This window comes from Mucilaginibacter sp. 320_HR, assembly GCF_059691875.1.
Genome location: NZ_JCAWAI010000001.1, coordinates 771,681 through 785,242, shown reverse-complemented (window position 1 = coordinate 785,242; position 13,562 = coordinate 771,681). Strand labels below are relative to the sequence as shown.

At 44.6% G+C, this 13,562-nt stretch carries 12 protein-coding genes and 1 tRNA gene; 6 read left to right on the top strand and 7 right to left on the bottom strand.

Annotated elements, in window-relative coordinates; genetic code table 11:
• Positions 1 to 462 (top strand): hypothetical protein, encoded by a 462-nt coding sequence (locus AC59GT_RS03505; RefSeq protein ID WP_497236340.1) that lies wholly within the window; start codon positions 1 to 3, stop codon positions 460 to 462.
• On the opposite strand, the gene obgE is transcribed toward AC59GT_RS03505, so the two are convergent.
• The 4 genes from obgE to AC59GT_RS03485 all read right to left on the bottom strand — a co-directional run bounded on the left by obgE (position 463) and on the right by AC59GT_RS03485 (position 2,887).
• Positions 463 to 1,461 carry a GTPase ObgE gene (obgE, locus tag AC59GT_RS03500; RefSeq protein ID WP_497236339.1) on the bottom strand — a complete coding sequence of 333 codons (999 nt, stop codon included), beginning with the start codon at positions 1,459 to 1,461 and terminating at the stop codon, positions 463 to 465.
• A gap of 96 nt (positions 1,462 to 1,557) precedes the next feature.
• Positions 1,558 to 2,139, bottom strand: coding sequence for an adenylate kinase (locus AC59GT_RS03495; protein ID WP_497236338.1), 582 nt, complete (start codon positions 2,137 to 2,139; stop codon positions 1,558 to 1,560).
• A 109-nt stretch (positions 2,140 to 2,248) separates the two neighbouring features.
• Positions 2,249 to 2,322 (bottom strand) — tRNA-Arg (locus AC59GT_RS03490).
• A 103-nt stretch (positions 2,323 to 2,425) separates the two neighbouring features.
• Complete coding sequence (locus AC59GT_RS03485) at positions 2,426 to 2,887, bottom strand: redoxin domain-containing protein (protein WP_497236337.1); 462 nt, start codon at positions 2,885 to 2,887, stop codon at positions 2,426 to 2,428.
• A gap of 63 nt (positions 2,888 to 2,950) precedes the next feature.
• Here AC59GT_RS03485 and AC59GT_RS03480 point away from each other — a divergent pair, with 63 nt between their 5' ends.
• Entirely contained in the window at positions 2,951 to 3,937 is a 987-nt protein-coding gene (locus tag AC59GT_RS03480; RefSeq protein WP_497236336.1) for an NAD(P)H-quinone oxidoreductase, read from the top strand.
• 113 nt (positions 3,938 to 4,050) lie between these two features.
• Here the strand turns inward: AC59GT_RS03480 and AC59GT_RS03475 are convergent, their stop codons facing one another.
• Both AC59GT_RS03475 and AC59GT_RS03470 read right to left on the bottom strand, forming a co-directional pair.
• A complete protein-coding gene (locus tag AC59GT_RS03475) occupies positions 4,051 to 5,382 on the bottom strand; it encodes an SGNH/GDSL hydrolase family protein (protein WP_497236335.1) in 1,332 nt (443 codons plus the stop codon).
• 15 nt (positions 5,383 to 5,397) lie between these two features.
• Positions 5,398 to 6,621 carry an OmpP1/FadL family transporter gene (locus tag AC59GT_RS03470; protein WP_497236334.1) on the bottom strand — a complete coding sequence of 408 codons (1,224 nt, stop codon included), beginning with the start codon at positions 6,619 to 6,621 and terminating at the stop codon, positions 5,398 to 5,400.
• 204 nt (positions 6,622 to 6,825) lie between these two features.
• On the opposite strand from AC59GT_RS03470, the gene atpD reads away from it, so the two are divergent.
• Complete coding sequence (atpD, locus tag AC59GT_RS03465; RefSeq protein WP_497236333.1) at positions 6,826 to 8,331, top strand: F0F1 ATP synthase subunit beta; 1,506 nt, start codon at positions 6,826 to 6,828, stop codon at positions 8,329 to 8,331.
• An 83-nt stretch (positions 8,332 to 8,414) separates the two neighbouring features.
• Complete coding sequence (gene atpC, locus AC59GT_RS03460; RefSeq protein ID WP_497236332.1) at positions 8,415 to 8,666, top strand: ATP synthase F1 subunit epsilon; 252 nt, start codon at positions 8,415 to 8,417, stop codon at positions 8,664 to 8,666.
• 61 nt (positions 8,667 to 8,727) lie between these two features.
• Here atpC and AC59GT_RS03455 read toward each other — a convergent pair whose 3' ends face one another.
• Positions 8,728 to 9,639, bottom strand: coding sequence for a DUF6263 family protein (locus tag AC59GT_RS03455; RefSeq protein ID WP_497236331.1), 912 nt, complete (start codon positions 9,637 to 9,639; stop codon positions 8,728 to 8,730).
• A 383-nt stretch (positions 9,640 to 10,022) separates the two neighbouring features.
• Between AC59GT_RS03455 and ilvD the strand changes: the two genes are divergently transcribed.
• Entirely contained in the window at positions 10,023 to 11,729 is a 1,707-nt protein-coding gene (gene ilvD, locus AC59GT_RS03450) for a dihydroxy-acid dehydratase (protein WP_497236330.1), read from the top strand.
• 81 nt (positions 11,730 to 11,810) lie between these two features.
• Complete coding sequence (gene ilvB, locus AC59GT_RS03445; RefSeq protein ID WP_497236329.1) at positions 11,811 to 13,559, top strand: biosynthetic-type acetolactate synthase large subunit; 1,749 nt, start codon at positions 11,811 to 11,813, stop codon at positions 13,557 to 13,559.
• Positions 13,560 to 13,562: the final 3 nt, after the last annotated feature.

Below are 13,562 nucleotides of genomic sequence, written 5' to 3'. Positions count from 1 at the left end.
ATGGTAACATTAAGCAAATCTTCTAGCAAACTCATCTACCTGGCTATTACCTTCGGGATGATAATGTTGTCAGGAATATTTATTATAACTAAGAACCGACCTAAGCACCTGGAAGACCCTCGTGAAAAAGGCAGAACGGCAGATGCAACGAGCATCCGTGAAATTGCTTTACTTGATAATGCAAATACAAACGCGGTGTTTGTTTTTACTAAAGATTACCCGCAGTTTAACGATTTGAAGAATAAGGTAATATATATGAAGCCGCTAAACCTCGATCTGAGTCTAGATTTTGACAAGGCTGTTCATAAAGGCTTTATGGGGCCTATATACATACTGCTCCCGTCCTACTATGTAGGTGTTCGCGCATCTGTAATTATGAAATGCTTCCCTGGCTATAAAGGTTTTAAACTAAAGGAGCTCAGCAACAACTACGTGCTTTATTATTCCAATCAGCCGCGGTAATTACTGATTTATGGCCCGCCAAAGCATATCTTTTAATTCGTTGATGTTCTTTTGCGCTACAGAAGAGATAAACACGTAAGGCATTCCTTCAGGCACGTCCCTCTTCATCTCTGTTTGCAACTCCTCATCCAGCATGTCCGATTTGGTTATGGCAAGCACGCGTGGCTTATGCATCAGTTCCGGGTTATACTCGTTTAATTCGTGCAACAGTATTTCGTACTCTTCCTTTATGGTCCTACCTGTGTCAGCCGGCACCATAAACAGTAAAACGGAATTTCGCTCTATATGACGAAGGAAACGTATACCCAGCCCTTTCCCTTGTGAGGCACCTTCTATAATGCCTGGAATATCCGCCATCACAAATGACTTATTACCACGGTAAGAAACAATACCAAGATTTGGCACCAGTGTAGTAAAGGCATAATCTGCTATCTCCGGCTTAGCAGCAGAGACTACCGAAAGCAATGTTGATTTACCTGCATTAGGAAAGCCAACTAAACCCACATCAGCTAATATTTTCAGCTCAAGTACGTTCCATTTCTCACGGCCGCTCTCGCCTGGTTGCGCAAATCTAGGAGTTTGCCTCGTAGCTGTTTTAAAGTGCCAGTTGCCTAAACCTCCCCGGCCACCTTCGGTAAGTATTTTAGTCTCGCCGTCCTTTGTTATTTCAAACAGTACCTCGCCGGTTTCTGCATCGCGGGCTATGGTTCCTAAGGGCACTTCCAGTATCTCGTCGCGACCAGTTTTACCTGTACTTAACGAACTACCTCCCGGATCGCCATCCCCCGCTATAACGTGCTTACGATATTTTAGGTGCAGCATGGTCCACAATTGAGCATTCCCTTTTACAATTACGTGCCCGCCGCGGCCACCATCGCCACCATCGGGGCCACCTGTAGACGTAAACTTATCGCGGTGCAGGTGCGATGAGCCAGCGCCTCCGTGTCCGGAGCGGCAGCATATCTTCACATAATCAACAAAATTCGATCCTTGGGACATATTATTTAATTCAGTAAGCCCGAAAGTCAGTAAAGTCCGGAAGCAAGGAATGATGCTCCTTACTTTCGGACTTTACAAATTCTACTTACGTATGTTTTACTGTTCTGACCACGATGATATAATGAATACGATCTGGTCGAATATCTCGTCAATCGTACCTATACCATTAATGCTTTCGAACTTGCTTTGGTTTTTGTAAAAACCTGCCACCGGGGCAGTTTTATCATTGTATTCTTTAATGCGCTTGCGGATAACTTCCGGGTTAGCATCATCGGGCCGGCCTGAACTCTCACCTCGTAGCAATAAGCGGTGCTCTAATTCATCATCAGTTACTTCCAGCGCTATCATACCGGATATTGATGAATTCTTGGACTCCAATAAACTGTCAAGCGCCTCTGCCTGTGCTACCGTGCGGGGAAAACCGTCAAAAATAAACCCGTTGGCATTTTTATTTGCTTCAAGTTTATTGCTTATCATACCAATAACCACAGCATCCGGTACTAACTTACCGTCATCCATCAGTTTCTTGGCTTCTAAACCCAATTCTGTTCCCTGGCTGATCTCGTTACGCAACAAGTCGCCGGTTGAGAGGTGAATTAGCCCGAATTTTTCGATAAGCTTTTGTGATTGTGTACCCTTCCCTGCTCCGGGGGGACCAAACAGTACTAAGTTGAGCATCCAGTAATGTGATTAAAAATTAAAAAAGCCTTTGGGAACAATACTCAGAGGCTTAATTTTTTTGGTCACTTAGCAGTATGTAAGACCTCTGCTGCGTGGGTTGAAAAAGTGCACTTGTAGGGATTCGAACCCCAAACCTTCTCATCCGTAGTGAGATGCTCTATCCAATTGAGCTACAAGTGCGATTTACATTAAAGCTTAATTTGCCACTTACCGGCAAATGCACCGTTTTTTAACGGACTGCAAAAATAGAATTCTTTTGCAAAGCCTCCAAACTTTTTTAAAATTACTTTACTTTTTCTGCTATCGCAGCAAAATCGGGTAAATCTCCGGCGTTTTCCAGCACTTCTGCATACACAACATTTTGTTCCTCATCTATAACGAAGGCAGCACGTTTAGATACACCTTTCATTCCGAAAGCGAAAGCCTCGTATAATGCTCCGTAAGCAGCAGACGCCTCTTTGTTAAAATCTGACAACAGCGGGAACTGATAACCGTTCTCTTCTTTAAACTTAGCCAGGGTAAACGGTGAATCTACAGAGATACCTAATATCTGCGCATTCAATCCGTCATAATAGCCAAAGCTATCACGCATAGTACAAAGCTGTGTGGTACAAACGCCAGTAAACGCGAGAGGAAAGAAATGAACAACAACTTTCTTGCCTTTAAAATCATTAAGAGAAACTTCTTTCAAATCTGATGATGTAAGCGTAAACTGAGGTGCAGAATGGCCGGCTTGTAATGACATATGTGGTTTGTTTGAATTTGTAGGCGCAAACTTATATAATTAAAATGGGTTATCTTAAGCGTTATGAAAGCCATTGTTATTACCCAGCCCGGCGGACCTAAAGTTTTACAATCTGCTGAAAGACCACTACCTGTTTTCGGCGAAAATGAAGTGCTGGTGCGGGTTATGGCAGCAGGCATTAACCGGCCTGATGTGTTTCAACGCAAAGGGAATTATCCACCACCGCAAGGTGTCCCGGCAGATATCCCGGGACTTGAGTTAGCTGGAGTTATTGAAGAAGTTGGAGCCGCAGTTACCCAATGGAAAATAGGTGATAAGATTTGTGCATTGGTAAACGGTGGAGCTTACGCCGAATACTGCAGTGTACCTGCTGGTCAATGCCTGCCTGTCCCAGATGGATTATCTTACGAAGAAGCTGCATCTCTTCCCGAAACATTTTTCACGGTTTGGAGCAACGTCTTTGAAAGGGCAAAACTGCTCCCGGGTGAAAGCATTCTTGTACACGGTGGCAGCAGTGGCATAGGTGTAACCGCAATCCAGATGGCCAAAGCCCTTGGCAGTGATGTTTACATTACTGCAGGAAGTGACGAAAAGTGCAGGTTTTGCGAGCAGCTTGGCGCTATTAAAGCCATCAACTACAAAAAGGAGAGCTTTGCGGAGGTTATAGCCACCCTTACACATAATAAAGGTGTCAACGTAATATTAGACATGATTGGTGGTGACTACACGCCGCTAAACATTCAGTTGCTTGCAACGGACGGTAGGTTGGTAATGATTAACGCAATGAAGGGGAAAGATGTAAATATTGACCTATCAGTTGTAATGCGTAAGAGATTGTACATAACAGGATCAACACTACGATCGCGGGAGGTGACGTTTAAAGCAGCAATAGCAAGAAAGCTGGGGGAAAAGATCTGGCCCTTAATTGCTAGTGGGCAAATAAAGCCGGTGATCTACAAAACTTTTTCGTTTGACGAAGCCGCTAAAGCTCACGAGTTAATGGAAAGTGGCGACCACATGGGAAAAATTGTTTTAACACTCGGCAGTTGACAGCCCGCAGTGCTGGACTAAGTCAATCACCTGAAAAGAACCAATGTTTGTTATAAAGATGTTTGCAGCAGGTAATTCTAACTACCCACTGCAAACTGTACGCTGCAAGCTAATTACGGGAACTTTACACCGTTGTAAGCAGAAACACTCGCAAGGGGTATAGTAGAGCCATATTGCTTGTTTATTGCCTTTATAAACTCGTTTGCCACAATTGCATAACCTCTTGGAGTAAGGTGCACCCCATCAAGCGAAAATATTCCGCCACTGATGTAGTTAGAGTTTACATTCACCCCATCCACAATCATTCCGTTTGCTTTAAGATTATTCAGGAAGGTGTATGCGTCGAATACCGCTAACCCTTTTGCAGCAGCTGCTACTTTTATAGTGGTGTTATATGATGTAACGTAATCTCTCACAAGGGTAGCTTCGTTAGCATCTAATACATACTGGTTCTCTATAGGAGTGAACTGGGTTAAACCGTACGGCAGATTACCAAATGGGGTACTTACCGGCTGACCTATCTTTTTTGTATCAAAGGTAAGTACAACCAAATCCGCAGCTGTTGCAGGGCGCGCCTGATACGAGGCGGCGGGCGGTGTAGCCGTTTGACGGGCATTTACGTACAAAGTGGTTACGCTGGGATTAGCCGACTTCACAGCAGCTAAAATTGCATCAATAGTAACTGTGTTAAAATATGGAATAGAAGTAACATCAGGTATGGTAGCAACTGCGCCCTTTGCTCCCGATGCAGTTAGTTTAGCTATAGCTAAATTATACAAACCGCTGAACTGGTCCTTGTCTGTTAGCGCGTCGCTTGCTCCGCCGGCTGTCGCGTAACCTAAGGCATCGTTATTACCCAACCAGTTTGTAAAAAAAGTAAATGGCTTGGCTGTTACAAAATCCAGGTATGTGGTAGTGTTAGTGCCTGCGTTACCCGGAAGCAGCCTTTCAAAATAACCGTTCAGGTTGCCGTAAGATGCATAGGTAATCTGCTGCAGCTTAATGCCCGGTACACCATAGTTGTTAATTTCACCTGCATATTTTGTGTAAAGTATAACGTTACCAAAGCCCGGGATAGTTGCCTGGCCTCTTACTGCCAAATTAGTGGTAACCTGTGTGGTTATTGGCGTACCGGTTGCAGTAAAGCCGGAGAGCTTAAGATATCCCGATCCATTAGACTGATCAGCGTTGAACAGCGGCTGTGTAAATTCTCCGCCACCAGCCTCCTGCATTTGCTTGGCAATAATGCTCGGGTATGAATTCATTTGCCCATCCAGGTAAAGCCCGCCATCAGCAAAGCCTGCGGTTAACGAGTTACCAACGGCAATGTACCTTGTAAAATCAGCACTGCCTTTTGTTACCGGAGCAGTTTGTATCTCGGGCTTGCACGATGCTAACGCAAGCAAGCCCGCGGTTATATATAAGTATTGTTTTAACGATCTCATGTGATTAAATGATATTTACCAGTGGTAAGTAAGTGATATACCAGGGATGTAAACATTGCTTTGGAACGCGCCCGAAAGCTGTGTCTCGATGTTGGTTTGCGTGCGCTTGTACAAATGCTCATACTCGAACGAGAAGTCCAGATCAAGCTGTTTAGTTAACTTTGCGCCGACGCCGGCAGTAGCATACCATCTGTTTGCATCAGGTACTTCTGGAGTTACATAACCATCCCTTACTGCTGTTGATGCATAGCCACCACCAAAGCGTAGGGCCACCTTTTCTATACCCTTGTATTCGGCACCGGCCCTTAATGCGTAAGCATTTTTGTAGTTGCGTGGCGAGTAGGTATCCTGCAAGTTGGTTGTATTATTGGCATAATCAAAAGCCAGGGCTTTGTACGAACTCCAGCCTACAAGGTTGGCATCAAATGCTACCAGCCATTTTTTGCCAACCGGATAGCCCAATCCCAAAGAAAGTGTCGCGGGCAGCGGAATACCCGAAGAGAATGTATTTGGCTGCGGGAAACTAGCCTGTAAAGAGGATGGTACGATGAATATTGCATCACCCTTATCAATGTTGGTTTTCACTTTAGAACGGTAGCTCACGCCAACGTTAACACCCGATTCTGTTTTGAAGAACACACCTGCATTCCACCCGTAACCTTTACCGGTTCCGTTTAGTCGTGCCTGGCCCGGGTTGCCGTTCGCGTCGGCAAGAGGTATAGCGCGTTGCAGATCAACAGAAGCGTGGTTGTAAACAAAACCAGCACCAATGCTCAGGAAATCTGCAAGCTTTACGCTTATGGTGGGCTGTATAAATATCGCTTTCAGGTCAAGGCTTTCCAGCGCGTACCTGCCTGTCCACTCGTGTCCCCAGTCGGTCAATCCGCCAAAAGGTGTATATACACCTAGTCCAAGTTTCCATGCTGCAGATTTTGGTCCCCAAACGGCATAAGCATTAAATGGCGTCGCTACCCTGTTTTTAACAGAGTATTGGGCGTTTGAACCTGCTGGATTAAAAGTTGATTTAAACCACAGCGGGCTAATGCCGGCCTGTACGGAGTTTGATGGAAGCATAGCCACCGCACCCGGGTTAAAAAATACCGAGGCTCCATCCTGCAACAAGCCGGTACCGGTGTGGCCCATGGCAATCTGTTTTTGGCCACCAAGGTTCACCTGGAAACCTTGCGCAAAAGCAAATACAGGGCTACACCACATTAACAGTAGTAATAGTTTTTTCATTAACTGTAAGTTTAAGTATCTAATTTCAAATTTATAATTGGGCATCAAACTTACTAAAAATGTTTTATAATATTCGTTGTGAAAAATCTTACCTGAAGTATGTAAATATTTGGTTATAAAACCTAACTTTGCGCCTCTGAAATAGTACCGTTTTGTCAGGATGGTATCTGTTTCATTTAAAATTCTTTAAATACCAGGTAATATATGCCAAACATTGGAAAAATATCAAGGATCATTGGTCCGGTAGTTGACGTAAGTTTTGCTGATGACGCACATCTTCCTAAGATTTATGATGCGTTAGAGATCACTAAGGACAACGGACAAAAAATTGTTTTAGAAGTACAGCAACACTTAGGTGAAGACCGTGTGCGTGCTATAGCAATGGACTCTACCGACGGCTTATTGCGCGGTATGCCAGTTTTAGATACCGAAGCAGCTATCAAAATGCCAATCGGTGATAACATCAAAGGCCGCGTGTTTAACGTAGTTGGTGATGCTATTGACGGCATCCCTAACCTTGATAAGACCAATGGTCGCCCTATCCACGCAAATCCACCACGTTTCGAAGACCTTTCTACCGAGACTGAGGTATTGTTTACAGGTATTAAAGTTATTGACCTTTTAGAGCCTTACGCTAAAGGTGGTAAGATTGGGTTGTTTGGTGGTGCCGGTGTAGGTAAAACCGTATTGATCCAGGAGCTTATCAACAACATCGCGAAAGCTTATGCAGGTTTATCAGTATTCGCCGGTGTAGGTGAGCGTACCCGTGAAGGTAACGACTTACTTCGTGAGATGCTTGAATCAGGCATTATCAAGTACGGCGACGCTTTCATGCACTCAATGGAAGAAGGCGGCTGGGATCTTTCTAAGATCGACCAGGAACAATTAAAAGAATCTAAAGCAACCTTCGTTTTCGGCCAGATGAACGAGCCGCCGGGTGCACGTGCACGTGTGGCGTTATCAGGCTTAACTATTGCTGAGTACTTCCGCGATGGTGATGAAGAAGGCAAAGGCCGCGATATATTATTCTTTATCGACAACATTTTCCGCTTTACCCAGGCAGGTTCAGAAGTATCAGCACTTCTTGGCCGTATGCCATCAGCGGTAGGTTACCAGCCAACACTGGCAACTGAAATGGGTACCATGCAGGAGCGTATCACGTCAACCAAACGTGGTTCAATTACATCTGTACAGGCCGTTTACGTACCTGCGGATGACTTGACCGACCCTGCACCGGCAACAACTTTTGCCCACTTAGATGCTACAACCGTACTATCACGTAAAATTGCCGAACTTGGTATATACCCTGCGGTTGACCCTCTGGATTCAACCTCACGTATCCTGAGTGCACAGGTACTTGGCGATGAGCACTACAACACTGCTCAACGTGTGAAAGAAACCCTGCAGCGTTACAAAGAACTTCAGGACATCATCGCCATCTTAGGTATGGACGAGCTTTCTGAAGAAGATAAGTTGGTTGTATCCCGCGCCCGTCGTGTACAGCGTTTCCTTTCACAACCGTTCCACGTTGCCGAGCAGTTCACCGGTTTAAAAGGTGTATTGGTTGACATTAAAGAAACCATCAAAGGTTTCAACATGATCATGGATGGTGAAGTTGACGAGTACCCTGAAGCAGCCTTCAACCTTGTAGGCAGCATTGAGGACGCGATTGAAAAAGGCAAGAAACTGTTAGCTGAAGCTAATAACTAGTAGAATCAAGAAATAAGAATCAAGAATTAAGATAGCGGCGTTTGTCCCAACTCTTAGATCTTGATTCTTGAATCTGACCAGATATGACATTAGAAATTCTTACTCCTGATAAAAAAGTATTCGAAGGCGAGGCAGCTTCCGTTGTGTTGCCGGGTGCTTTAGGTTCATTCGAAATATTAGATAACCACGCTCCTATCATTTCAACTTTAAATGATGGTAAGCTAACTATCAGAACCAAGGCAAAGCAAGAGGATATCTTTTTTATAAAAGGTGGTGTAGTAGAAGCTGTGAACAACAAAGTAACTGTGCTTGCTGAGGGTATTATCCACAAATAAGAGACAGACGCTTAGATATTGAAACGCCTGGGCATTTGCCCGGGCGTTTTTTGTTTGTAAACTATTTAGTACTACTTGATATATTAAACAACATTTCAATAGGGAACTTAAGCCCGCCTGGAAATTGTGGACAGTCTTTTATATCTCCTGTTGCTTTAAGGTTTCTTACTACGCTTATATTTACAGGCCATCCTGTGGTTGAATTTATTACGATTTTCTTTTTAATGGTTCCACCTACATCAATCATTCGCATCATCAAGCCGTTTGAACTCCGGTAATCCGGTGAAGGTCCCGCTCTTAAAGTACCCTCACCAGTAATTACACTTACATTATTATTGACTGCTGATAAAAGGTATTTCGTATCCATTGCCGCCCGGACGCTCGATTCTAAATTCTGGTTAACTGTCCAGGAGTAATTTAAATCTACAGCATCCTTAGGTACTAATGTAAAAGCGTCAAAATACGTGTTCCTTATAACACGTTTATCAAACAAGCTACGTACAGCTGTTAGTAGTCGCAGTTTTTTCTGATCACTCAAATTAGAAAAACTATCAAAGGATGAATTAAATAGTTTATCAGCATCTTCCACTGCCATCAAACTACCATATCGACTAACTACAATGTGAAAAACCTTGTGCTTCATTAATGACGCTAGTTCTGTAAGTGTTCCGCTCATGTCTGGCATTTCGTTTAAGATCAAACCGTCGATGTTTATTTTAACGGAAAGTCGTTCGAACTGAACCTCCAATCGGTAGGCTGTATCTAGTACATCAACTACTTTGTGAGATGAAAGCGAAGATATTTCCACCCCTGCCATTGTTTTTTTACCCGGAAAATACTGGTTTGTTGTCATTGCAACATTTGTGTTAAGATAATAAACACTGTCTTTTTTAAGTCGCAGAGTAAGCTGAGCTTGCTGTCCGTTTACACAAACGGCAGTAAATAGTAATACCAGGGTTAGATATATCTTCATATGTATATTGAGCTTGTCTAATGTCCGATTTTTTTTTAACCTCCAGAATTAGTTGACACCTAACAACATTTTCGAAAACGCAATTTTTTTTTCAAACCTCATCATTTTACGCAGAATTTCGGCTTGTTACTATGCATGCATAAAAATTGTACCGAATACCGTTTTAAACTTTGGTATAAGATGAAAAATATTTAATTTTGTAAAAAAATATAAATACAAAATTATAATTTATAATAACTGGTTTTGAAAACTTTAATTCTTATTTCACTTTTTTGTTTTAGCGTATTGCTATTCGAAATGGCTATACCTACCTTACAAATACACAATTGAACCTTAATATCTAACAAGTTTATCAGTTTACGCAGATCGTAACTATATAAAAAATGAGTTCATCATCAGATACCTCGTCGGCTGTAGAATTAAATAAGTACAGCAAAACTTTTACACAAGACCCTACCCAACCGGCCGCTCAGGCCATGCTTTACGGCATCGGCTTAACGGACGATGATATGAAGAAAGCACAGGTAGGTGTAGTGAGCATGGGATACGATGGTAACACCTGCAACATGCACCTTAATGATCTTGCCCAGTTAGTAAAGCAAGGCGTATGGGATGAAGATCTTGTGGGGCTAATTTTCCATACCATTGGCGTAAGCGATGGCATGAGCAATGGCACGGAAGGTATGCGTTACTCGCTGGTGAGCCGCGACATTATTGCAGATTCGATAGAAGCGGTTGTTGGTGCACAATATTATGACGGGCTGATAGCCCTGCCCGGCTGCGATAAGAACATGCCTGGGTCGGTAATGGCAATGGGCCGATTAAACCGCCCATCTATAATGGTGTATGGCGGTACTATAAAGCCGGGCCATTGGAAAGGTGAAGACCTTAATATCGTATCTGCCTTTGAAGCACTTGGTAAAAAAATAGCCGGGCAGATAGACGATATCGATTTTATGGGTGTAATCAAAAACGCCTGTCCGAGTGCCGGCGCTTGCGGTGGTGTTTACACGGCCAATACTATGGCGGCAGCTATTGAGGCATTGGGCATGAGCTTGCCCTACTCCTCTTCAAACCCTGCATTAAGTGAAGATAAAAAAGCCGAATGCCTGGCCGCAGGTAAGGCTATAAAAATATTACTGGAGCGCGACATCAAGCCGTCAGACATCATGACGCGCGAAGCGTTTGAAAACGCTATGGTAATAATAATGGTGCTGGGCGGATCTACTAACGCTGTGCTGCACCTTATTGCTATGGCTAAAAGCATAGGCGTAAAACTTACTCAGGATGATTTCCAGGAAGTAAGCAACCGCATACCGCTGTTAGCTGATATGAAGCCCAGCGGCAAATACATGATGGAAGACCTGCACAATGTAGGTGGTGTTCCGGCGGTAATGAAGTATTGCCTGCAACAGGGTTGGCTGCACGGAGATTGCCTTACCGTAACCGGTAAAACTATTGCAGAGAACCTTGCAGACGTACCCGAACTGGACTTTGAAACACAAAAAATCATACTGCCTGCAGAGAAGCCGATTAAGGCTACAGGCCACTTACAAATATTATATGGCAACATTGCCGAAGGTGGTAGCGTAGCCAAGATCACCGGTAAAGAAGGTGAGCGCTTTGAAGGCCCTGCCCGCGTGTTTGACGGCGAGTTTGAACTGATTGCCGGGATACAAAGCGGCCGTGTTAAACAAGGCGACGTTGTGGTGATCCGCAATGCTGGGCCTAAAGGTGCCCCTGGTATGCCCGAAATGCTAAAGCCGACCTCTGCCATATTCGGTGCAGGCCTGGGCAGTTCGGTAGCATTGATCACTGATGGTCGCTTCAGCGGTGGTACACATGGCTTTGTGGTTGGGCACATTACTCCGGAAGCTTACGACGGCGGTGCTATAGCACTGGTAAAAGACGAGGACCGCATCCTGATAGATGCTGTTAACCGCACCATCAATTTGATGATAAGCGACGAAGAAATGGCGGCCCGTAAGGCAGCATGGCAGCAGCCACCGCTTAAGGTAAGCAAAGGTTTGCTTTACCGCTATGCTAAAACCGTTACTAACGCAGCAGAAGGTTGTGTAACCGACGAATAAGCAATGCCTTACTAAACACAATAATAAACACCCAAATACAATTATACCGGTGAAAATACAGTAGCCATAATTATTAATCCAATGGAAGTAGCACAGCGAGAGATAGGTGCAGTTGCAGTTCAGCCAGCAACGGCACCGGTAACACAAGTATCAGGTTCGGTAGCTTTACTGGAAGCACTGATTGTGGAAGGCGTGGATACTATTTTTGGCTATCCCGGTGGCGCTATTATGCCTATTTACGACGCATTGTACGACTATAAGGAAAAACTTAACCACATACTGGTACGCCATGAACAGGGCGGCATACATGCAGGCCAGGGTTATGCGCGCACTTCCGGCAAAGTGGGTGTGGTATTTGCAACCAGCGGCCCGGGTGCAACCAACCTGGTTACCGGCCTTGCAGATGCGCAGATAGATAGCACACCCCTGGTATGTATTACCGGGCAGGTATTTGCACACTTGTTGGGTACCGATGCTTTCCAGGAAACAGACGTAATTAATATAACTACACCCGTAACTAAATGGAACTACCAGGTTACAGATGCTAACGAGATTCCTGAAGTTATTGCTAAAGCCTTCTACATCGCTAAAAGCGGACGGCCGGGTCCAGTGCTTATCGATATAACCAAAAATGCGCAGATCCAAAAATTTGACTACCATGGTTACACGCCCTGCAAGCACATCCGCAGCTACAGGCCGAAACCTATAGTAAGGCCCCAATATATTCAGCAAGCAGCAGAGCTGATCAACCAGGCCAAAAAGCCATTTGTGTTGTGGGGCCAGGGCGTGATATTGGGCAGTGCGGAACAAGAGTTTAAAACATTTATAGAAAAGAGCGGCATCCCTGCTGCATGGACGATACTAGGCGCGGGTGCTATCCCTACAGATCATGAACTTAATGTAGGCATGCTGGGCATGCACGGCAATTACGGTCCTAACGTGCTTACTAACGAGTGCGATGTACTTATTGCGATAGGTATGCGCTTTGACGACCGCGTAACCGGCCGGCTGGACAAGTATGCTAAGCAGGCCAAGGTGATCCATCTAGATATAGATCCGGCAGAGATCGACAAAAATGTGGTGAGCACCGTACCTGTATGGGGCGACTGCAAAGAAACCTTACCGTTGTTAACCAAACTTGTAGAAGCTAAACAGCATACCGAATGGGTAAATAAATTCAAAGAGTTTGCTGATAAAGAAATTGAAGCCGTAATATTTGACGAGTTAAACCCCGGCGACGGTGAAATGACTATGGGCGAGGTAATTAAGCATCTTAATGACCTAACCGGCGGTGAGGCCATTATCGTAAGCGACGTTGGCCAGCACCAGATGGTGGCCTGCCGATATGCAAGGCTAAACAAAACCCGCAGTAATGTAACCAGTGGTGGCTTAGGCACTATGGGCTTTGCCCTTCCTGCTGCCATTGGTGCCAAGTTTGGCGCACAGGAGCGTGACGTAGTAGCCATTATAGGCGATGGTGGTTTCCAGATGACCTTACAGGAACTGGGCACCATAATGCAAAGCGGCATCAACGTAAAAATTATCATTCTTAACAACCGTTTCCTGGGCATGGTGCGCCAGTGGCAAGAATTGTTTAACGAGCGTCGCTATTCGTTCGTGGATATCCAAAGCCCTGACTTTGTTACCGTTGCTAAGGGGTATGGCATCGCAGGTAAATCAATAGATGACCGTGCCGACCTTTCTTTATCCCTGAAAGAAATGCTGGAGCATAACGGCTCGTACCTGCTGGAAGTTATGGTACGCAAAGAAAACAACGTGTTCCCGATGGTACCACAGGGATGCAGTGTAGCAGAAATAAGGTTAAAGTAATAC